18 protein-coding genes are annotated in these 20,172 nt (G+C 49.3%); 6 read left to right on the top strand and 12 right to left on the bottom strand.

The window, feature by feature from the left end:
- From AC0YNS_RS27325 to AC0YNS_RS27300, 6 genes are all read right to left on the bottom strand, one after another.
- Positions 1 to 1,908 (bottom strand): cache domain-containing sensor histidine kinase, encoded by a 1,908-nt coding sequence (locus AC0YNS_RS27325; protein WP_475784096.1) that lies wholly within the window; start codon positions 1,906 to 1,908, stop codon positions 1 to 3.
- 182 nt (positions 1,909 to 2,090) lie between these two features.
- Positions 2,091 to 3,803, bottom strand: a complete 1,713-nt coding sequence (locus AC0YNS_RS27320; protein ID WP_475784095.1) for a type 2 periplasmic-binding domain-containing protein — start codon at positions 3,801 to 3,803, stop codon at positions 2,091 to 2,093.
- A gap of 73 nt (positions 3,804 to 3,876) precedes the next feature.
- Positions 3,877 to 4,770: a carbohydrate ABC transporter permease gene (locus AC0YNS_RS27315; protein ID WP_090983350.1), complete on the bottom strand. Its 894-nt coding sequence runs from the start codon at positions 4,768 to 4,770 to the stop codon at positions 3,877 to 3,879.
- Positions 4,771 to 4,797: 27 nt separating this feature from the next.
- Positions 4,798 to 5,769 carry an ABC transporter permease gene (locus AC0YNS_RS27310; protein ID WP_475784094.1) on the bottom strand — a complete coding sequence of 324 codons (972 nt, stop codon included), beginning with the start codon at positions 5,767 to 5,769 and terminating at the stop codon, positions 4,798 to 4,800.
- A gap of 386 nt (positions 5,770 to 6,155) precedes the next feature.
- Positions 6,156 to 6,734, bottom strand: coding sequence for a GNAT family N-acetyltransferase (locus AC0YNS_RS27305; protein ID WP_475784093.1), 579 nt, complete (start codon positions 6,732 to 6,734; stop codon positions 6,156 to 6,158).
- Positions 6,735 to 6,779: 45 nt separating this feature from the next.
- A complete protein-coding gene (locus AC0YNS_RS27300) occupies positions 6,780 to 7,142 on the bottom strand; it encodes a VOC family protein (protein ID WP_475784092.1) in 363 nt (120 codons plus the stop codon).
- Between the two features lie 150 nt (positions 7,143 to 7,292).
- Here AC0YNS_RS27300 and AC0YNS_RS27295 point away from each other — a divergent pair, with 150 nt between their 5' ends.
- The 3 genes from AC0YNS_RS27295 to AC0YNS_RS27285 all read left to right on the top strand — a co-directional run bounded on the left by AC0YNS_RS27295 (position 7,293) and on the right by AC0YNS_RS27285 (position 10,689).
- The gene (locus AC0YNS_RS27295) at positions 7,293 to 7,460 is read left to right on the top strand and encodes a hypothetical protein (protein ID WP_475784091.1); all 168 of its coding nucleotides are present in this window, start codon (positions 7,293 to 7,295) and stop codon (positions 7,458 to 7,460) included.
- Between the two features lie 207 nt (positions 7,461 to 7,667).
- Complete coding sequence (locus tag AC0YNS_RS27290) at positions 7,668 to 8,282, top strand: TetR/AcrR family transcriptional regulator (RefSeq protein WP_475784090.1); 615 nt, start codon at positions 7,668 to 7,670, stop codon at positions 8,280 to 8,282.
- 52 nt (positions 8,283 to 8,334) lie between these two features.
- Positions 8,335 to 10,689, top strand: coding sequence for an MMPL family transporter (locus AC0YNS_RS27285; protein ID WP_475784089.1), 2,355 nt, complete (start codon positions 8,335 to 8,337; stop codon positions 10,687 to 10,689).
- Positions 10,690 to 10,756: 67 nt separating this feature from the next.
- On the opposite strand, the gene AC0YNS_RS27280 is transcribed toward AC0YNS_RS27285, so the two are convergent.
- The 3 genes from AC0YNS_RS27280 to AC0YNS_RS27270 form a co-directional block, all read right to left on the bottom strand.
- Positions 10,757 to 11,218 carry a small multi-drug export protein gene (locus AC0YNS_RS27280; protein ID WP_475784088.1) on the bottom strand — a complete coding sequence of 154 codons (462 nt, stop codon included), beginning with the start codon at positions 11,216 to 11,218 and terminating at the stop codon, positions 10,757 to 10,759.
- Positions 11,219 to 11,281: 63 nt separating this feature from the next.
- Positions 11,282 to 11,638, bottom strand: coding sequence for an iron chaperone (locus AC0YNS_RS27275; protein ID WP_475784087.1), 357 nt, complete (start codon positions 11,636 to 11,638; stop codon positions 11,282 to 11,284).
- 15 nt (positions 11,639 to 11,653) lie between these two features.
- Positions 11,654 to 12,130: a DinB family protein gene (locus tag AC0YNS_RS27270; protein ID WP_475784086.1), complete on the bottom strand. Its 477-nt coding sequence runs from the start codon at positions 12,128 to 12,130 to the stop codon at positions 11,654 to 11,656.
- A gap of 665 nt (positions 12,131 to 12,795) precedes the next feature.
- On the opposite strand from AC0YNS_RS27270, the gene AC0YNS_RS27265 reads away from it, so the two are divergent.
- The 3 genes from AC0YNS_RS27265 to AC0YNS_RS27255 all read left to right on the top strand — a co-directional run bounded on the left by AC0YNS_RS27265 (position 12,796) and on the right by AC0YNS_RS27255 (position 14,487).
- The gene (locus tag AC0YNS_RS27265; RefSeq protein WP_475784085.1) at positions 12,796 to 13,260 is read left to right on the top strand and encodes a Calx-beta domain-containing protein; all 465 of its coding nucleotides are present in this window, start codon (positions 12,796 to 12,798) and stop codon (positions 13,258 to 13,260) included.
- 90 nt (positions 13,261 to 13,350) lie between these two features.
- Positions 13,351 to 14,244, top strand: a complete 894-nt coding sequence (locus AC0YNS_RS27260; RefSeq protein WP_475784084.1) for a hypothetical protein — start codon at positions 13,351 to 13,353, stop codon at positions 14,242 to 14,244.
- Between the two features lie 75 nt (positions 14,245 to 14,319).
- Positions 14,320 to 14,487, top strand: a complete 168-nt coding sequence (locus AC0YNS_RS27255) for a helix-turn-helix transcriptional regulator (protein ID WP_475784083.1) — start codon at positions 14,320 to 14,322, stop codon at positions 14,485 to 14,487.
- A gap of 19 nt (positions 14,488 to 14,506) precedes the next feature.
- Here the strand turns inward: AC0YNS_RS27255 and AC0YNS_RS27250 are convergent, their stop codons facing one another.
- From AC0YNS_RS27250 to AC0YNS_RS27240, 3 genes are all read right to left on the bottom strand, one after another.
- Positions 14,507 to 16,519: a hypothetical protein gene (locus AC0YNS_RS27250; RefSeq protein ID WP_475784082.1), complete on the bottom strand. Its 2,013-nt coding sequence runs from the start codon at positions 16,517 to 16,519 to the stop codon at positions 14,507 to 14,509.
- Between the two features lie 19 nt (positions 16,520 to 16,538).
- On the bottom strand, positions 16,539 to 17,459 hold the full coding sequence (locus tag AC0YNS_RS27245; RefSeq protein ID WP_475784081.1) for a helix-turn-helix domain-containing protein: 921 nt from the start codon (positions 17,457 to 17,459) through the stop codon (positions 16,539 to 16,541).
- 101 nt (positions 17,460 to 17,560) lie between these two features.
- Complete coding sequence (locus AC0YNS_RS27240; protein WP_475784080.1) at positions 17,561 to 20,095, bottom strand: glycosyl hydrolase; 2,535 nt, start codon at positions 20,093 to 20,095, stop codon at positions 17,561 to 17,563.
- Positions 20,096 to 20,172 lie beyond the last annotated feature (77 nt).

Genomic DNA, 20,172 nt, shown 5'->3' with positions numbered 1-20,172 from the left:
TCAGGTCACCCCTCCGCTTAATATGAAATAAGGTACGCGCATAATGACGCGCGTATAAGCACCTTCCCTGCTCTCGACGAACAAGCCGTACTCTGTACCATAAAATAATTGGATACGCTGATGCACATTGCGCAACCCGATCCCGCTGCCTTCCGTTTGCTTCTCCTGCTGCGCATAAATATCCCGTTTGTCGGTGAGGCCGCCTACCTCTTCTTGGCTGATTTTCCGGTTCAGCTCCTCTGCCATCTCCGCTGTCATGCCAATCCCGTTATCCTCAATTGAGATGACGATGCTGGAATCGACAACCTCGGCTTTAATCGAGATGACAACATTGCGCGCCTCCGAAGGCTTAAACTTCATGCCGTGCTTGACGGAATTCTCCACGATCGGCTGCAGGGACATCTTGAGCAGCTCCTGATCCAAGTAATCCGGCGGAATGTTGATCTGCAAGCTGACCGTATGATCAAACCGAACGTTCATAATGGCAATATAGTTCGTAATATGTCCAAGCTCATCCTTCAGCCGCACATATTCGCTCGTCCACTTCAAGTTGTAGCGCATCATGCCGCCAAGCGAAGTCAGCGCATCCGAGATGACAGGCTGGTTCTCGATTTCTGCAAGCATCTTAATGTTCTCCAGCGTGTTGTAGAGGAAATGAGCATCGATCTGGTTCTTGAGCGTCCGCAGCTCTGCTTCCTTGGATGCAGCCTGTTTCGTGACGGCCTCGGCGATGAGCGAATTGATTTTCTTTAGCATTTTGCGAAAATGATGCGCAAGCTCTCCGACCTCGCCACCGCCGCGGATCGTGAAATCAAAGTTAAAATCACCCTGGCGCACCCGTTTCATGAAATGAGCGAGCGTATGCAATTTCTTCAATATAAGCGCATTCAGAAAGTAAGTCGAAACAGACAGAATCGCCAGCAAAATCACGTTGACCATAATAAGCTTATTACGCGTTTTATTGATATCAGCGAATACATTCTTCAGCGATACGACGTTAACTACATAAGCGTCCAGCTTCTCGATGTACATGTAGTTGCCTAGGAACGGCGTTTTGTCGTGGTTAAACAGGAAGTGTCCGGTTCCTTGCGTGACATGCTGATTCAGCGCGCTGCGGATGTCCGTCTCTTCAAGACCTGTGTTAGCCAGAAAAGGACTGGCGTCATTGCGGAACATTTTGCCTTCCCCATCAATAACGAACATCTCCGACTGGCTTGTATCCGTACCATGAAACACGCCCTGAAAGAAATTCGTCAGCAGCATATCGACCTGCATAATGCCGACATGGCGACCTGCCGGATATTCGATCTCGCGCAGCAGCGAGAGCTTCGGTCTGTATTCCTTCGCATCGGGGACAAGTGAGCGGATCGGCTCCCGATCCATCCGGTCAAAATACCATAACTCCTGTCCGTCTAAGCTGTTCACCTTCGCATACCAAGGGTCCCCTTGAATACGCCGCTCCAGCATAATGACAGGCCACAGCTCGTTAATTCGCTTATTATTCGAGAACAGCCGGATATGCTCGATATTCGGATTGTTGAACTGAAGGCGCAATATATTCGAGACCACCGTCGTGTCGAACTCAATCAGCTCCGTGGCGTTGGGTTCACTGGTCCGCTCTAGATAATAAAGTACCTCTTTGTCCGAGATCGACAGCTGCGCGGCCCGCTCCATCGTTTCAATATTATTGTTCATATTGACCCGCTCGATCTCCAGCGTGTTCTCGTACTTCTTCACAATGTCTTTCATATAATTGTCGTTCAGCTCTTGAAAAATATACAGCGAAATCAGGAGACTCGGCAGCAGCAAGATGAGGATGTACGAAATAAACAGTCGCTTCTGCAAGGACAGCTGTTCCAGCTTATAAATAATCGTTTCACGGCTGATTATGCGCGGTCTCTTAAGCAAATGAAATCACGTCCATAGAGTGGGATGAATGCCTAGTCACCAGTATAACGCAGAAAACGAGCATGAACAGCCGGGCGAAAGCCCGCAGCCAAGAAGGGCGGCAGACTTCACCACTCTTCTTGGCCGAGGCTTACAACGCCGGCTGTTCGATTACCCGATTGTTGCGAATTGTATGTCGTCTTCTATTTCAGAAATTCTTTCAGCTTCGCTACGTTCTCTTCATATTTCTTCTGTTGGAACGCCTGCACCTTATCGAAGCCTGCATCTTTACGTTTCTCTACGAACTCCGCGAACGTTTTGTCGAAGTCTTCATCGGACTTGCTAAGCAGCAGCTTCGGAAGCGTTTTGCCCCATGTTTGAGCGATCTTCGTGTTCGCAATCCCTTCCTCGGAGTTGCCCGTCGGATTGATTTGGTCGTATTGCGAGAAGCTTTGCGTTTTGCCTTTGGTCCAATCTTCCATTTGTTTGGACGGCTCCACGCTCGGCGGCGCCCATTTCAAGTTCATATTGGTATCCATTAGCATCCAGAAGGTATACGATGCACCATACTTCTTATCGAAGGAAGAGCGGTCTTTGTTCAGCAGCTCAAGGACTTCAGGCTTGAACACGTCTTTGCCGTCAGCGGTGTCATACGTAACGCCCGGCTCGCCCATGAACAAGTCTTTGTTGCCTTCTTCACTTATAAGGTAGCTAAGGAAACGGATTGCTCTTGCTTTGTCTTTCACGTTCTTGGAAATAAGCGTTACCGTCCAGCCGGAGATGCCAGGGCCGGCAAGCGTCGGTTGGTCGCCTGCATCATTGCCAGGACCGTCGATAGCGATGTAGACGGAATTCGGATCTTTGGCAAATAGAGCATTCTGTTGTGCGGCAAAATCACTGCGTTGGTACAGCATCGCGAAGTAACGGCCTTGCGCGATTTTCTCTTCCATTTGCGGACGTTTGTCGATGAAGATGTCTTTTGCCAGCAGGTCCATTTCATTGGCTTTGCGGAATGTCTTCAGCCAGCTTACGTACTCCGGATCTGTTACACGGTCATATAACTTGCCGTCCTTCTCATAGGGAACAGCAAGGAAGTTCTGCAGGTAGCCTTCCAGAGAGCTGTTGCCGGTCTCGCCAAACTCATGCAAGCCAAGCGGGATAAGCGGCTGTCCGTTTACTTCGGGGAATTTCTCCTTCGCTGCTTTGAGCGCGTTCAGGAAGCCTTCCTTGGTGCGCATGTCTGGTTTGCCAAGCGCTTCATACATATCTTTGCGTACGACGAACGTTTGGTTCGACGTGTAATCGCGTGCATATTTCTCGAAATCCTTCGGAGAGGACGATGCGTTCGGATACCCGTATACATTGCCGTCTTCTTGGGTGTACCAGGATGTCTTCGCAGGGTCAGCAACCTTGAAGAAGTACGGGTCATACTGATCGGCCAGCTTGTTCAGCGGTTCTACCAAACCGCCCTCGATCATCTTCTTCACGCCGTCCTCATACCAGCCAAGCGTGATGAAATCCGGAAGCGAACCGGAAGCGATCATCGTATTCAGCTTCTCGTTCTCGTTGCCTGCCGGCACGATGAAGTTGACGTTTACGCCGGTTTTCTTCGTGATGTATTGGGAAGTTGCGTCTACGCCCCACTTATTCGGGAACCAAGAGAAGTTCAGATACCAGTCGAACGTGATTGGCGACGTGTCGGCTTTCCAGCCTGGCTCGTCGGCTGATACGGCAGGTTTGTTCTCTGCTGTCGTGTTCTCTGCCGCTGTGTTGTCCGCAGTATTCGTGGCTTTGTTGTTGCCGGCTGCCGCTTCGTTCTTCTTATTGTTGTTGCCGCCGGAGCAAGCCGCCAGTGTGAAGACAAGCGCAAACACTGTCGTTAAAGCAATTAAGCGCTGAACCTTACCTTTTCCCATGTGTTCTACCCCTTTGCTTCGCTTATTATAATGTCTTTGCCGACTTGGAATCCAGCCTGCTAGGACGAATAACCTAACCTTTGATCGAGCCAATCATCATACCCTTGACAAAATATTTCTGCAGGAACGGGTACACCAGCACAATTGGCAGCGTTGTGACCACCATCGTGGCGAGCTTAATCGACTGCGAGGTCACGCTCTTCGTAATGCCGCCCGGCATCGCCGCCATCATAATGTTGGAGCTCGACTGTGCGATAACCCGGTACAGGTACGTTTGAATCGGCTGCAAATCCATATTGTTGATATAGATCATCCCCGTAAAATAATCGTTCCATTGATACACCCCGTGGAACAAAGCGATCGTTGCGATAACCGGCATCGATACCGGAAGGACGACGCGTACGAAGATGGAGAAGTCATTGGCTCCGTCGATCCTCGCTGCTTCCTCAAGCCCAGCGGGAATTTCTCGGAAGAAAGCCAAGAAGATGATGAGATCAAAGAAGTTGAACATGGCCGGAATGATATAAACCAAGAAATTATCGAGCATATGCAAGTCGCGAATAAGCAGATAGAACGGGATGAGACCGCCGCTGAAAAACATCGTGATCGTGCCCAGCAGCATGTAGATTTTGCGTCCGACCAACTCGCGTCTGGAGAAGGCGTAGGCAACCATTGCGGTGAAGAACACATGTGCCGGAACACCGATAACGGTCTTCGCAACCGTTACGCCCATGGCCAGCATAATGCCGGGGTTGTTGAACACGGCTTGGAAGTTATCCAGACTAACCAGACGAGGCCACCAGTAGATGCCGCCGCGCATCGCGTCCTGTCCTTCATTGAAGGCATTGACGAGCACGTACCAGATCGGATAGATCGTCACGAAGCAGATAAGCAGCATGCCGATCGTATTCACGGCATCGAACAGTGCCTCGCCGGCGGTTTTTCTTCGGAGTAGGGATGTAAACATCAGTCGGCGCAACCACCTTATCTTTTATTAAAATAGCGACGTATCGTTTAGCTTCTTCGACACTTGGTTTGCCATAATCAACAGAATCAGCGCGATAATCGATTTAAACAATCCGACTGCGGCCGAGTAAGAATAACGCCCGCTTAAGAGACCGGTTTGATAGACGTACACGTCAATGACGTTGCTCGCGCTCTCATTGAGCGAATTGCGCAGCACGAGAATTTGGTCGAAATTCGAATTCAGAATGCCGCTGACTGCTAGGATGAACAAGATCGCTATCGTACCTTGGATGCTTGGCAGCGTTACGAACCACATTTTCTGAAAACGTCCCGCTCCGTCGATCGTAGCGGCTTCATACATTTCCGGCGAAACGCCTGCGATTGCCGCCAAATAGATGATGGCCGACCAACCGAGTTCCTTCCAAATATCTGATGAGATGACGATCGACCAGAAGTAGCTCGGCTCCGCCAAATAGCTAATCGGTTCATCGATGAAGCCAAGTGCGATAACGATGTTGTTGATGATACCGACATCGGCAAGCCATGTTGTCAGGATCCCTCCCAGAATGACCCATGAGAGAAAGTGAGGCAGGTAGGAGATGGTCTGAACGAACTTCTTCAGCTTCAGCGAGCGCAGCTCGTTGAGGAAGAGGGCGAAGATGATCGGCAGCGGGAACCCGATGATGAGCTTGATCATGCTCATGCCAACCGTGTTCCAGATGACGCCGGGCAGCTCGTCATCTTCGAGAAACTCGCGGAAATGCTGGAAACCAACCCAAGGTGCATCGTGTACGGAATGGATGATGTCAAATTCCTTAAAGGCGATTATGACGCTGTACATGGGAATGTAGTTGAAAATAACCATCCAGGCCACGCCAAGCAGCGCCATCACCTGCAAATACTTCTGGCCGATCATCTTGCGGATCACTTTCTTGGCCTTGTCCTTCCGGCTTGCCGGCTGCTGCCTCGTAGACAGCTCATAGCTCAGATTGGCGCTCATGCTGGCAGACCTCCAGGGATTGATGTGTTCGATGTAAGTGCTTTCATTCTTCTGGACTTATTGTAAGCCGCGGGGCACTGGCAATATAAGGCCTCAAATTTTGCTTTCGGTCGCAAAATTTCAGGTACCCTCCCTTTGTGTCGCTCTCTGAGCTACTTTTCCACTGTTTTCGGGCAAATAAGACCCGTACGATTCGTTAGAATTTCCTGGATGCCACATCCGCATGTTGATGCGCTCCCAATACAACAAAAAACAGCCCGGGTGCATGATGAGATCATGCTCGCCGGACTGTTTTATGGGATGGTGGATCACTTTGCGCCAATTAATTGTTACGCTGGTTGTTGTTCTGGTTGTTGTTCTGGTTTTTGTGCTGGTTGTTCTGCTGGCTACTGCGGACTCAGCAGGCTCTGAAGCCGCTCCTTGATGACCGGCCACTCCCGATCAAGAATGCTGTAATAGACGGAGTCTCTTACATAGCCGTTCGGATAGATCATGTGGTTGCGAAGCACGCCTTCCTTCACGGCTCCGAGGCGTTCAATCGCCTGCTGGGAGCGCGTATTCCTTGAATCTGTCTTGAGCTGGACGCGGATGGTACCCAGCGTTTCGAAGCAATGCTTCAGCAGCAAATATTTGCATTCCGTGTTGATTGCTGTGCGCCAAACACAAGGGGTCAGCCACGTCGAGCCGATCTCCAACCCTCTATTCGCAATAGAGATATCGAACAGCTTCGTGCTGCCAACGATACGCCCTGTTACCCGATCGAAAATTACAAATGGCAACGCCGCCGATTGTGTTAGTGCCTTATTGACATCGGCCTTGGCATCGTCCAGTGTAGCTATGGCTCCAGCAGTAAGCGTCCATATCTCAGGATATCGGCCTGCTTCATAGATACCCTCGACATGCTCGACTGTCATCGGAACCAGCTCTACTTTGTTGCCGGTAAGTGTGATTGGTTTTATGTCCATGGTGATGTTCCTCCCGTGTTGCTATTGAGTTGCGATGGTTGGCTACTAATCTGCTTGCGCAAGATGCCAGCATACGCCTGCCGGATCAATGAGATGAAGTTCGCGGCGGCCCCATGGGAATAGCTTTGGTTCATTCGCGCGCATCGTCGGGAAATGGCCACTCTCTATAATAGATTGGATATGTGTCCACCAGGCATCCAGATCGTCTACAGTCAGGTCCAGCATGTAATTGTCCTGGAATGACTGGTTATGGTGATTTTGAAGAATAAACTCCTGTTCGGATAGTCGGAAGATGCTGATGTCCTGCACGGAAAGGATACATTCGAAGCCAAGTTCCTTGAAGAATCGCTGTGCCAGTTCATAGTCCGCACCAGATGGAACAAATGGTCTTAATTTCGTCGCTTTCATGTCGTCGTTAGCCTCCCTGTCATTTGTGCTAATTAGCAATACAACCCTATTCGCGATAGCCGCGCAATCTCCTTCTACGGCTAGTATTTCGGCATCTTGTGCGCTATACTTGGGCAAATGAAATTTACTGATGATGGATGGGGTGCACCTATGAAAATGAGTCCGCGATTACTGCAGGTTGTGAGCATTTTCTTTATCGGTTACGGCATTATTGATATTTTGTTCGTCAATTGGGTGCTTGGCGTAGTGCTGCTGCTTATCGGTATCTACATGAATTATTCGGCCATCAAGAAGCGCCGTGAGCTGAAGAAACAGTAAAGTTATAGAGAAGCTTAGGCTGAGAGTGCGATTATCGCGCTCTCGGCTTTTTTAATGGAGTTGGCACCATAGACATGAACATATTCAGGCAACTTGCCACAATTCCGTAATAGCTTCCCATTGTGCATCATTTCCCAATGGGCAATAATATAGATATGTTAGTCACCATACAATCTCCATAGAAGAGGTGTGCGCTTAAGCGATCAAATGAACAAACAAAGTTTGCGTGATATTAAACGGGAGGCAACCGGTACTGCCCTTGCCGAAGCGGCGTTCAAGCTTGCCCTTGAACGAGGAATGGATGGTTTCGTCGTCGACGATATTGTTCAAAGAGCCAATTATTCCAGAAGAACGTTTGCCAACCACTTCTCCTGCAAAGAAGAAGCTGTGGCTAGTGCCGCTATAACCTTTCAAAGCTCAGAAGAAGCCGATCATTTGATAGCAGGTATGCCCGATAACAGTTCCCCACTAGACCTGCTGTACCGTTTATTGCAGATGCAGCTTACTGCAGAACTTCTGTGGAAATTGCGGGAGCTCATAACGCTATCGAAACAATCCCCATCGCTTGAACCGTACATCCTCAATGCTCTTCGCCATTTGCAAAAATCATCGCAAGAGATATTGAGCGATTTTGCCAATGGTCGATACCCGGAAGGATACACTCATCTTCTTGCCGGTGCTGTCTATGGGGCATTTATGCCTCTGCTCGATGGCAGCTTGAACGTTCTGCTGCCTGGCCAAACTTCTGAGGAAGTCCCGGGAGCTACCACATTCGATCAATACTTAAACAATATGTTCGGTTACTTACGGCACGGTTTCTAGTGCTTTTACTTCTTGCCACTTTATCTACTCACAAAGGAGAACCAACTTCATTATGTCTACATTTCTTTACAAATTGGGCAAATCTGCTTACGACAGACCTTGGTATTTCATCATCAGTTGGATTGCGATTCTCGGTATTGTACTTGCCTTGCTCGGCGTAAACGGTATACATATCAGTTCCGATATGAAAATCGAAGGCACAGAGTCGCAAAATGTACTCGATCAATTGGCAGCGGAACTCCCGGAGGCTTCAGGCGGTCAAGCCAGTGTCGTATTCACGGCACCTAAGGGCGAACGTCTGGACACTGCGAACCGTTTGAGCCTAATCACCAAAGCCGTTAACGATGTGTATAACCTGGATTATGTGATTAATCCTGCTGAATTGGCTGCAGAAGCCGGTGCATCGGCGGCGGGTAATGATCAAGCAAATGCATTAGCCGGTGAAACTAGCCAAGAGAGTAACGCTTCGCAGTCTGCGACGGTCGAAATGCCTCCTTTTGGCCCTCTATTGAACGATGGCATACCGGTTCCCGGTGTGATGCTCTCATCAGACGGCAGCGTTGCCTTGTTCCAATTCCAATTCACCGTCCAGCAGATGTCGCTTCCCGAATCGGTACCTGATTCCGTCATCCAGGCTATCACTGCCGCAGAAGGGAATGGTTCCGGCATCACTGCGTTACCTAGCGATTCGCTGGAAACGAAGCCCGCACTCGGTTCAACGGAAGCTGTCGGTCTTGTCGTCGCCGCCGTTGTTCTGTTCATGACGCTCGGCTCGGTTGTTGCAGCAGGCTTGCCGCTGTTAACGGCCATTCTCGGAGTTGGGATTAGCGTCGGCGGCGCTTATGCCTTCTCGAAATTCATCCATATGACCGACATCACCCCTGCCCTGGCGCTCATGGTAGGACTTGCCGTCGGTATCGATTACTCCTTGTTCATCGTGAACCGCCAGCGCCGTATGATGCTCGATCAAGGGCTAAGCTCTCGCGAAGCTGTGAGCCGAGCGGTCGGCACTGCAGGAAGCGCAGTATTATTCGCAGGTTTAACGGTCATTATTGCGCTATGCGGGATGCTCGTAATCGGTATAGCATTCTTGTCCGCCATGGCACTTGTCGCAGCAGCAGCGGTAGTCGTGAACGTACTTATTGCGCTGACCCTGCTCCCGGCGCTGCTCGGATTGGTCGGAGAACGGATTTGCTCTCCGAAAGCGCGTATGAAACAAATTGCTCAAGCTAAAACAAGCAAGCATGGATTCTCGTATCACTGGGTTAAGGGAGTTGTAAAGTTCCGGTGGCTCATAGTGATTGGTGTCATTGTAGTCCTTGGTACAGCAGCAATCCCGGTGGCGAAAATGGAAATGGGCATCCCTTCCGGCGCCTCGGCGAACCTAGACACCGCTTCACGCCAAAGCTATGACGCGATCACAAACGGCTTCGGGGAAGGGTTTAACGGACCGCTTCTTCTGGTCGCTGAACCACAAGACGCCGCTGGCAAAGTCACGCCTGAAACGTTGAATAGTCTTGTTCAGGAGCTCCAGAAGCATGAGAATGTTATGCTTGTTACCCCTATGGGTATTAATAAATCCGGTGATATGGCGATTATCAGCCTCATCCCGAAAACAGGGCCGACTAAGGCTACTACCAAAAACCTAGTGCAAGATTTGCGTGCACCTGATTCGAAGATTGCACAATCTTACGGTGTTACAATGGGAGTTACCGGATTCACCGCCATTAACATCGATATGTCGTCTAAGCTCGCAGAGGTGTTTCCGCTTTACGTCGGTATCATCGTCATTCTTTCGCTGATTATCCTACTGCTCGTTTTCCGATCGGTGATCGTTCCAATCAAAGCGACCGTCGGATTCCTTCTGAGTGTACTTGCCACTTTCGGGATCACCACAGCCGTATACCAATGGGGATGGCTGCATTCCTTATTAGGCTTTGACACCGGCGGACCGCTGCTTAGCTTTATGCCGATTATGGTTACCGGTATCTTATACGGGCTGGCGATGGATTATCAGGTCTTTCTAGTCACTTCCATGCGTGAGTCTTACGTCCATGGGCATCATGGAGTCGAGAGCGTCATTCATGGATACAATCAGGCAAGCCGCGTGGTTGTCGCAGCAGCCGTAATCATGGTATCCGTCTTCGCAGGGTTTATTTTCGCTCCTGATATTATGATCAAACAGATCGGTTTCGCATTGGCCATCGGCATTCTCATCGATGCTTTTATCGTCCGTATGGCCCTTGTGCCCGCTGTCATGGCCCTCTTCGGCGATACCGCATGGCGCCTGCCGAAATGGTTAGACCGTTCGATTCCGAACTTGGATGTCGAGGGAGATAAGTTAATCGCAGAGTTGAAAGCGAAGGAAAACGTCGGTAAGCTCAAACCTGCTCGAGCTTTGAAATAACCTTCCGCACTATTAATAACGGCCTTGGTCCAATTAGACCAAGGCCGTTATATTATCCATTTGCTTGTTAAATAAATTCAAAACCATAATACGTAGCTGCCGCAAATAGAACCGTCCAGAATGCAAGGCTAGTCGTCATCCAGACGAGAACGTTTTTACGCGGGGCTTTGAAAATCATGGCGAAGACGACAGCGACTTCCGTTCCAATCAGCAGCGGACCGATTATGGCAAGTCCGGGCAGTCCATATTTGACGAACACATGATGAGCACGTTTGCTCTTTTTGCTCTCCTGCGGTTGCGTCTCGTCGACAATCTGTTTTTTGGCCCTCCATTCCTGCCACCTATGGAATAATAAGATCATCAGCAGCACGGTTAACCAATTGCCCGTAAAAGCAAGAATCGTAGACCAGATCGGGTTTAAACCAAGCGCAATAGCCAGCACGACAATCGCCGCCGATTCTATCCAGGGCAGCGCCGACAGAATGATTACCGCCAAGTAAGACCATTCTTTAAGATATTCCTCAAGCATATGGCGCCCCTCCTTGAAATCTTCAACATGGATTAATGGACATCAGATTACCACCGATAACCATTACTTCGCTTGGTTCTCGATAACGCGGAACGCTACAATTCTCTTGATTAAATCGTAGGGTAATGGCTTGTTAAGAGGAAATTGAACCGATCCCTTCGCCATTTTATAAGGTGAAAGTTCCTCTTTAAACCTTTCGATTCCACTAGGCGTAGGATAGAATCCGATATGTTTCTCGAAAGCTGCAAAATGCACCAAGTTTCCATTCAACGCGAATGTCGGCATTTGATAACTGATCTTTTCGGTCGCGTTCGGTGCGCAATCGTGAACGAGTTGTCTCAGCTTGGTAAGGATCTCTTGTCTCTCTCCGTTAAACTGTGCAATATAGTCGTCTATTGTGCTAATTTGTTGTTTCTCCATTCTTCATTATCCTCCTTAAGACTGCTTTTTCAATACCATCAGTTGCCCGATATGGTACGCATTATGAATGCACAAATTTGAAATAACACCCCACCACTGAGCATTGAAGTAGGATGGAATTCTTCTTTCCAGTTTGGACTCCTCGCAATTCCTGATCGTGTCTCGCCAATCCGAAAAACTATTATTTAATCGCTCTATGGTCTCGTTCCAACCTGTTTCATTCATCTTCGTATGATCCAATTTGAACATTTCATCATTTTCAATATTATACTTCTCGATAACTTCATCGTTAACAAATCGTCTTAGCCACATTTCATTCCAGAAAATGAGATGGTTCACGATCTCCCAGATGGAACTTGAATGACCACTTGTTTTCCGAATTGCTTCATCTACCGATATATCACCTAAAATCGTTGTAGACGATTTAAACCAACTTTCATCGTTATGACAAGCTGCCAACTGATCGAGTAAAATCTCCCTTACGCTAGTCATCGTTATCACTCCCAGAAAGTCCTCAGATTTAATAGTGCCTAAGTAACTATAGTTACTTGCATCTCCATATTCGTGAGAAGCTCATTCAATTCCTTTACTAAAAACAACTCCCGTTACTTCAATAACTAACGGCAGCCGATAATTTCGGCTGCCGTCTATGACTCCCAAACATCTGAAGTAGCTATCTTCGCATAACTCCCACGGCCTATTGATTCGCTAACGGTTGTCAGCGTGGCTATTTCATGAAATGAACACCATCGTAATTTCTAACGGTTGTGAGCGTCGCTATTGATGGCAAAATGGTTGATTCCTAGCTGAAAAGGTCCGAATAAGCCCGCTGGCAACCGTTAGAAAAAATAAACGGGCAATTTAGGCCAAATAACCACTGTCACAACCGTTACAGGTTGGAAGCTGGCTAACACGCAGGTTTCTCGACGATCTACAAACGTAAAAACGTCCTCCTTCGAGGACGTTTACTCGCAGTCATTCACTTCGGGATTTTGGCACCCTTTTTCCTGCTGTTGCGTTAACCTCCCGTCGTTTCGAACCGCATGCATTCCCTTCATCCTAGCGCTAGTAAAATACGATTGACACGTTACAATTAGTATCATACAATATATTTGGCTACAAATTGTATCAAAATAACTAGTTATGGAGGTTATTTCATGCTAAGTTCGACAGCAAGCTTCAAAAAGCTATCTTTCCTGTTTCTCGCTTTCTGCATGATCTTCCTGCTCGCAGCACCGCTTCAAGCATCGGCGAAGCCTCGCGACGAGCCGAAGAAGCCAGGGCGACTAACCCTGACAGAACTGAATCACGATGTAAAAGAAGGCAAAGGTTCGGTTACGATCACCGTTGAGCGAATTGGCGGTTCAGATGGTGTAGTGACGGTGAACTACTGCAATTGCAGCTTTACAGCCACAGCCGGTGAAGACTTCTATCATGTTTCAGGCGTTCTCGTATTCGGTAACGGCGAAACAAAGAAAACATTCACGGTGCCTATTGTTGATGATTCCACCTATGAGAAGTATCCGGAAGCCTTCAAAGTCTATTTGAAAGAACCAACCGGCGGCGCTACGTTAGGTCTCTTCATCTCCTTCGTTACCATTTGGGATAACGACAAAAAATAAGCTTCGAACGAGGCAGCTGTATTAATGAGCCTATGGCAGGGGCTACACACTGCCTCACTCCAACTATCCGGATCGAAAGGGGCATCGTTCATGCTCAAACGAAGTTTCGTTCTCCTGCTTTCGCTGTTTATTGCGCTATCTGCCGGAACAGCTGTCCATGCACAATCGAATAACACGACCGCTAAACCCATGGTCCTAACTCTGGATGAGCAGCTCCAGACAGGTCAATTTACAGTCACCTTGAACAAAGCGATCACTCTTAAGCAGCTTGAGGCGAATTTCGCTATTCCGAACAAGAAAATTAAGTGGTACACCGAACAATACGGCGGGACCAACAAGTCCTACTACGGGGTAATCGACAAAGCTGTCAAAGGGCATAATTATCCCGTCAAACTTGGCAAAGAGCTTGATCGAGCCCAAACCATCGACCTCAGTCTGCTGTGGCGCAGCGATTATATGGATGGAGAACTGGGTTTCTTCCTGGATATCGGTGTGTTCGAATTAACATCTACCCAGCAAACAAATCCAGAACAGCTTCGGAAATCTATCAAAGCAAACGATGCACCCGTAAACGTAGAGCCGGCATCGGAGAATGATGGATTCCACTGGATCATCACAATCCCGAATGCAAAGCCTTCCGTGAATTACGCGATTACATTTGCTAAACCGATCGTAATTTCAAATACCGTCTACAGCTGGCGTCCCATTGCCGTCAATTTTACGGGCGTCAAACCGGATCTGACTGCCGGCACGATTCAGCTGACCCTTCACATGGATGCGGATCGGGAGCTGTCGCTTCGTGATTTCATCATTACGGCAACACGCAATGATAAGCTTTTCAAGTTACAAAATGTAACCTACAAAGCAGGGATCCTCAGCTTCACTCCGATTGCCGATCTCACGCCGGAAGACAAGCTGTCGATTCAAATTATAGGTAACGCTGCAAGCAGTGTGTATGGAACCATCAAAGTAACGAATACGTGATGCTAAACTAATGGAGGGATTAAGTTGGTGTTACACCTTGGTAATACCATTGCAGAGCTACGGGAATCCAGGGCAATGAAGCAAGAAGACTTAGCCAGAACGCTGGGGATTTCCAGATCTACGCTCTCGCATTACGAGAAGAACAGAAGGAAACCCCCACTCGACATTATCGTTCTACTAGCAACAACGTTTAACATTCCGGTGGAGCAAATTATTAACGCTCCTGCGAATCAGGAATTGTAGGTCGGTATTCTATTCGCACTTACAATTGCTTCTTACTTAGCTCATACAGTGAAGTGGACGCTGCTCCGCAGCCCCAATCGAAGATCGTAAATTCACCGACCGCCATACCATCGGAATGATTGACATTCTCCATATGAAAGCCATAATCGCTTTCCTTCATATGGGGGTGAACCTGCTCGTACTTTGCCTTCACATCCACATTCTCCGGGCAGTACATCATATAGAACGACGCCTTCATCGCCCAATAGGCTCGATATCGATAGGCTTCATCGCCAGTCGTTTCGTAGTAGCCCATGTAGATGCCGGCAAACAAGCTTTGTCTGGCGTCGTTCCATTCCGAATCGCAATTCATTACGCCGAAGCCGCCAACCGTAGGAACGCTGTGGAAAGGCGGCTGCCAAATTTGCTGGTACAACGATGCTTCAGCCAGCACGACTTGGCCTTGTTCCAGATAATGCGCTTTGCCCGTCAGCAAATATAGATCGCGCATCGCTTCAGCCGTCCAGTACATGCCGAAATTACATTGGCTGTACAAACCGCTCCTTGCATCGCGAACCCCCAGCTGCTTCTGCTCCCACATCCCGGCACATGACCAGTAGGTCTCGAAATCCTCCCAGCGTCCTTCCGCTATCACGTGCTTCTCAAGGAATGCCGCTGCTCGTTCCGCAGCTTCAAGATACTCCGGCTCCGGCCGCAACCGGTACAAGCTGCATAGCAGCATAATATGCGCTGCCGTTTCCGAGCTGACCGTCAGATACTCCGAGCCTTCCAAGGTCTGCGGATGAACCCAGGCCGGGAAGCTGCCGTCTTCTTCTTGCAGCTCAAGCAATGTCTTTACATAACGATCCACGTAGTCCATGATCCGTTCATCCTTGTTAATATCCCCGTACCACTTCAGCAGCCATATGCTTGTCCATGAGCAATCGAGCAAATGCGCATAATCATTCTGTCCTTTAGGAACACGGGAATGAGACATAATCCAGCGTCCATCCTCCCAGCGATTATCCGGTCCTGCCATATAACAAGCCGGGAACAACCCGTTCGTCTGCGGCGCTGCAAGCGCGAAGGCCAGCGACTTCTCCGCCTTCTGCATCCAGTCCGGTTTGCCCCACGCCTTTCCCCACATCCAGTAGCCATACGCACTGCGAAGACTGCAGAACCAGGCCTGATTCCAGATGCTCTTCTTCTCGCGCCAAACCTCTTCTTGCCCATAACCCGGCTGCTGCCTTGTCGTGACGATGAAAACAACGCCGCCGACTTCCTGACCATCCAGCTCAAACTGCTGCCAGCTGACCGATTCCCACCGTTCGAATGCCCATTCATAGGCATACTTGGCGTAGCGCTCCAGCTCCTTGATTCCGCTATCAGGTTCCACAGCAGTCATTGCGGCGGAAGCAAACCGTTCCCACAAGAAATGTTCAACCGGTCTATAGTCACGCGACACGCCCGCTTCCATTTTCGTCCACTCCACCAGATAGAAGCTAAGCGCAATCGGCGCCTGAACAACCCGCGGCCGAGGCTCCAGCTTATAGTACGTATGACCGGTATCGCGATAATCCGAGACTCCATAGTAGAGCGCATGAGCGGACAAATCATAATCCATAATATGAGGAATAACCCGATTCGAGGCCGACAAATGTGTAAGATCCGGGATCAGCGCGCACATCTTGGACTCATTCTCCAGAATAATGGCCGGTGAACGAAAAACGATATCTCCGATCGTCATCCCTTCAAGCGGCGTAAGATGGGTCTTCCAACTAAGCTCAAGCCCAGCCTCGACCGGCATCACGAATTGAAATCCACTAAGCAAACCATCAGCCCCAGCGGTTACTTGTACTTCTACGCGGCAGCAGCGATGTTCGGACGTCGTGCTCTGCTCATCCAGAACGGTTACGTTGACTTGACCGCCATTCTCGGATTCACCGCTCCATGCCCTGCGCGTTTCATGCGCCTCTTCAAGTTCGTGCTCGTTCCAGCCCTCATTCCCATGCCATTTAAAACGGAGATGATTATCGATCCAACTGTGCATCATCCAAGTTGCCCCCTCATCATTAGTCCTGCCGCCAATTTTTTCGATAGGCGGTTGGAGAACATCGTTCAACCTTCTGAAAGCTTTGTAGAAACGTGCTGTAACTATCGAATCCCGAGCGATAAGCAACCTCCGTAACCGAATGTCGAGACAGCAGCAGCAATCGCTTAGCATGATTAATTCTATTTAAGAGCAGATATTCCCTTGGTGTACATTGAAAATATCGCTTAAATGCGCGATTAAAGTGAAAATAACTCAGCCCGCTCCGGTTCGCAACCTCCCTGATGTCCCGGATGCTGGCTAGAGATTCGTCCATATACTGCTTAGCAAGCTGAAGCGCAGCCGGATACACTTCCCCCGAGACGTCCCCTCCCTTGCCTCTTCTATAGGCGAGTGCTTGAAGCAGCAGCTCATAAAGCAGCTTCGATATTTCATAATCTTGCTCCAATGCCGGCTCCGGCTCCTGCATAAGCGCGATAATGGTATCCATACACGGCAGCAACGAATGTTTCGGGCCTGGAGAAATCAAAATAATGGTCCGATCAGTGAAATACAAATTCCACAGCTCGACGAGCGGCATACCATCAAAAACAACATATTTCATAACGAATGGATCATCCGGATGCGCCTTATAGCCATGCGGGTATCGTAAATCTTGAATAACGCTGTCTCCTTCATGGATCTCGATCCAATCCTTGCCTTTTAAGTACCATCCTTTGCCTGAAACCACATGGATAACTTCACATGCCGGATAGAAGTCGCGAACGAGTTTATAATTGCTCCTAGCACAATAAATGCCGGAGAGCATCGCGTATAATAAGCGGGATCTTGTAAATTCGCCGGGCGAAGCGATCCATTCCACATTCTGATTGATCAAACACAGCTCGCTGCTTGCAGGCATTATCCCTTCAGCGAACGTTGATGCCATGCTTGTCGTAACCATAGTCATCCCTCCGGTTTGCTTCTAGCACAAAGAGACGCCATTTCATCTCCATGGCGTCTCTCTTGTCATTCCAGCGCATTCCAGCGCGTTACGCTACCTCATTAATTAAATACTTTGAACGCATCGAGTACGACATAATAGTCAGAGGATGAACTATTCTTCGTACCGGTCACAACCAGCTTTATCGTGTGCGATCCGCTGCTTAAGCCTGCTTTCTCATACAGCACCGTCTGCTGCGGACCTGTTCCCGAGGTGTAGAGATCCACAGTCGAATCGAGCGCGCCATCAATGTAGACGCCAACCTTGCCCAAATTATGCTGCTTGTAGCCAATAACTTGGATTTTGTTTCCCGTAAAGGTAAACTGCGCATAATCATTTGTTGATTTCGAGTATTTCTCGGTATCCGCGTAATCCCCGGTCCAGTTATCAAGCGTCCAGCTGCCGCTGTACGTAATAGCCGAATCGCGATCATCCGTCGTCACGACCGTCTCGGAAAAAATAGTGACTCTATCCGCTGTCACGACATAACCGGATGAACTGGCATTCTTCGTCCCTTTCACGCGCACTTTCAAGGTATGCGCCCCGCTAGTCAGCACCGAGCTGGTCCAGAGCAGCGTGTTATCGGTCCTTGAAGCTGCATAGAAATCGACATCTACTTCAGTTCCTCCGTCGATGGATACGGCCGCGATCCCATGATGGGCATCTTTGCTGCCATAGAGCTTGATCTGTTTGCCATTGAACTCGACTTGATAGTAGCTGTTTGTCGTCAGCGAATAATGATCGTCGCCATTATATGTGCCCGCTCCTGTCGACGTATTCCATGTGCCGACATACTCGAATTGATTCAACCCGGTGCCTGTTGTCGCATCGTTGACGATAACTTCGCTTCCTGCGGATGCCGTGCTAACATTCAACGTGCTGCTGGCTGCAGAGACATTGCCTGCGCCATCCTTAGCCTTCACGGTGAAGGCGTACGCTGTGCCGGCCGTTAATCCTGTTACACTATATGATGTGCTTGTCGTCGTTCCCGCCAAGGTCGAACCTCGATAGACATCATAGCCGGTGACGCCGACGTTGTCGGTTGAAGCACTCCAGGACAAATTAATAGATGTTTGCGTCTGCGATGGAGACGTTAAGCTTGTCGGTGCCGTCGGTGCTTGGGTATCCGAATCGATGACGACACGGTCGGCAGTCACTACATAACCGGTGGAGCTTGCATTCTTCGTGCCCTTCACCCTTACCTTCAACGTATGAGTGCCTGCCGTCAGTGTCGGACCAGTCCAGATCAACGTGTTGTCAGCGCGGGTCCCCGCATAGAAATCGGCGTCGACCTCTGTTCCTCCATCAATGGAAACTGCCGCAATGCCATGATGCGCGTCTTTCGTTCCGTAAAGCTTAATGCCCGTGCCATTGAAATCCACCTGATAGTAGCTGTTTGTCGTCAGCGAATAATGATCTCCTCCGTTGTATTTCACACTGCTGCCAGTGGTTGCAGACCACGTTCCGACGTATTCGAACTGGTTCAATCCTGTACCTGTTACAGAGTCGTCAACCGTACCCGGTCCACCCCCGCCAACACCGCCGGAGCCGGGTACAATGTTCACCTCGTCGAGTGTCAGTACGCGGGAATTGCTATAGAGCGCTTGGGTTTGCGCATTTGTATTGCCGTTCGTTAAGAATTCGCCCCAGGTCATGAACCAGCGGTATTTCGTTTGCGATGTGGCAAGCGTAGAAGGACTTGGATGTTCGCCGCACTCGCCGATCGAAATGATTTTTCCTTGCGATAGCGTCTGCAGATCGTCATGATAGCTCTGCTGATAATCGTTGTTATACACATCGACGGCAAGCACATCGACTTTATCGATGCCAGGGAAGTAGGTTGAATACGGAGCACCCCATGGAGTGTTCGGCGTATTGGCATTCCACACCCAGATCAAATTATTAAGGCCGTGGTAGTTCGTGAAACGATCGTACATAATGTCCCACAGCTTATAATAATTGGGTTGTTGCCCCCACCAGAACCAGCCGCCGTTCATTTCATGGAATGGCCTCCACAGAACCGGCACACCTGCATCCCTTAGCTGTTCCAGGTAGCTTGCGACGAGATCGATGTTGGCAATCAACTGGTTATACGCCGTGGTTCCCGGTGTAACGATTTGATTAAACTCGGTTTCACTGGTACCTGCTTGCACGCATTCCGCCCAGCAGTAGCCCGTTCCCGGCTTATTCGCGTGATACATCATCGTTACGATCCCGCCGTTCTCGTACCAGTCAATCGCACTGTCGACGACGGCTTGTCGCTGATCGTCCAATTGGGCTTCCGTCTGACCCGAAATGGCACCCATCTCATAACCGTGAACGGCAGGATATTTGCCCGTTATGGCATAAACCTGATCCGTCCAATAATCCGGACTCTCGAGAAAATTGTGCTGACCGGATAATATATTTGTATCTTCAATACTGTATAAGTAGGCGAGCAGGTCTCTCGCCGCTTGCGATGCATTCGCATTGATAGGCGCGGAGGCGGCAAAAGCCTTATCGGAACTGGCCGCATACATAACAGGAAGCGCAAGTGCGGCAATCATGAATACGTGCAGCGTCTTCTTCAACCATCGTGAAACACTAGGAATCATCATTTTTCCCCCAATGAATGTTTTTGTCAACCAGCGCTGCCAATCCTCCCATCGCATCCGTGTACACTCAAGCTGCCAAT

The sequence above is a fragment of the Paenibacillus sp. J22FR21 genome (assembly GCF_056269135.1).
The sequence above is the reverse complement of the archived record's forward strand: the minus strand, read 5'-3'. Positions and strand labels throughout refer to the sequence as shown.

Excerpts from the sequence above, each read along its gene's own strand:
- AC0YNS_RS27320 (WP_475784095.1), bottom strand. The coding sequence starts at position 3,803 with ATGGGAAAAGGTAAGGTTCAGCGCTTAATTGCTTTAACGACAGTGTTT.
- AC0YNS_RS27315 (WP_090983350.1), bottom strand. The coding sequence starts at position 4,770 with ATGTTTACATCCCTACTCCGAAGAAAAACCGCCGGCGAGGCACTGTTC.
- AC0YNS_RS27310 (WP_475784094.1), bottom strand. The coding sequence starts at position 5,769 with ATGAGCGCCAATCTGAGCTATGAGCTGTCTACGAGGCAGCAGCCGGCA.
- AC0YNS_RS27305 (WP_475784093.1), bottom strand. The coding sequence starts at position 6,734 with ATGGACATAAAACCAATCACACTTACCGGCAACAAAGTAGAGCTGGTT.
- AC0YNS_RS27300 (WP_475784092.1), bottom strand. The coding sequence starts at position 7,142 with ATGAAAGCGACGAAATTAAGACCATTTGTTCCATCTGGTGCGGACTAT.
- AC0YNS_RS27295 (WP_475784091.1), top strand. The coding sequence starts at position 7,293 with ATGAAAATGAGTCCGCGATTACTGCAGGTTGTGAGCATTTTCTTTATC.
- AC0YNS_RS27290 (WP_475784090.1), top strand. The coding sequence starts at position 7,668 with ATGAACAAACAAAGTTTGCGTGATATTAAACGGGAGGCAACCGGTACT.
- AC0YNS_RS27285 (WP_475784089.1), top strand. The coding sequence starts at position 8,335 with ATGTCTACATTTCTTTACAAATTGGGCAAATCTGCTTACGACAGACCT.
- AC0YNS_RS27280 (WP_475784088.1), bottom strand. The coding sequence starts at position 11,218 with ATGCTTGAGGAATATCTTAAAGAATGGTCTTACTTGGCGGTAATCATT.
- AC0YNS_RS27275 (WP_475784087.1), bottom strand. The coding sequence starts at position 11,638 with ATGGAGAAACAACAAATTAGCACAATAGACGACTATATTGCACAGTTT.
- AC0YNS_RS27270 (WP_475784086.1), bottom strand. The coding sequence starts at position 12,130 with ATGACTAGCGTAAGGGAGATTTTACTCGATCAGTTGGCAGCTTGTCAT.
- AC0YNS_RS27265 (WP_475784085.1), top strand. The coding sequence starts at position 12,796 with ATGCTAAGTTCGACAGCAAGCTTCAAAAAGCTATCTTTCCTGTTTCTC.
- AC0YNS_RS27260 (WP_475784084.1), top strand. The coding sequence starts at position 13,351 with ATGCTCAAACGAAGTTTCGTTCTCCTGCTTTCGCTGTTTATTGCGCTA.
- AC0YNS_RS27255 (WP_475784083.1), top strand. The coding sequence starts at position 14,320 with ATGAAGCAAGAAGACTTAGCCAGAACGCTGGGGATTTCCAGATCTACG.
- AC0YNS_RS27250 (WP_475784082.1), bottom strand. The coding sequence starts at position 16,519 with ATGATGCACAGTTGGATCGATAATCATCTCCGTTTTAAATGGCATGGG.
- AC0YNS_RS27245 (WP_475784081.1), bottom strand. The coding sequence starts at position 17,459 with ATGGTTACGACAAGCATGGCATCAACGTTCGCTGAAGGGATAATGCCT.
- AC0YNS_RS27240 (WP_475784080.1), bottom strand. The coding sequence starts at position 20,095 with ATGATGATTCCTAGTGTTTCACGATGGTTGAAGAAGACGCTGCACGTA.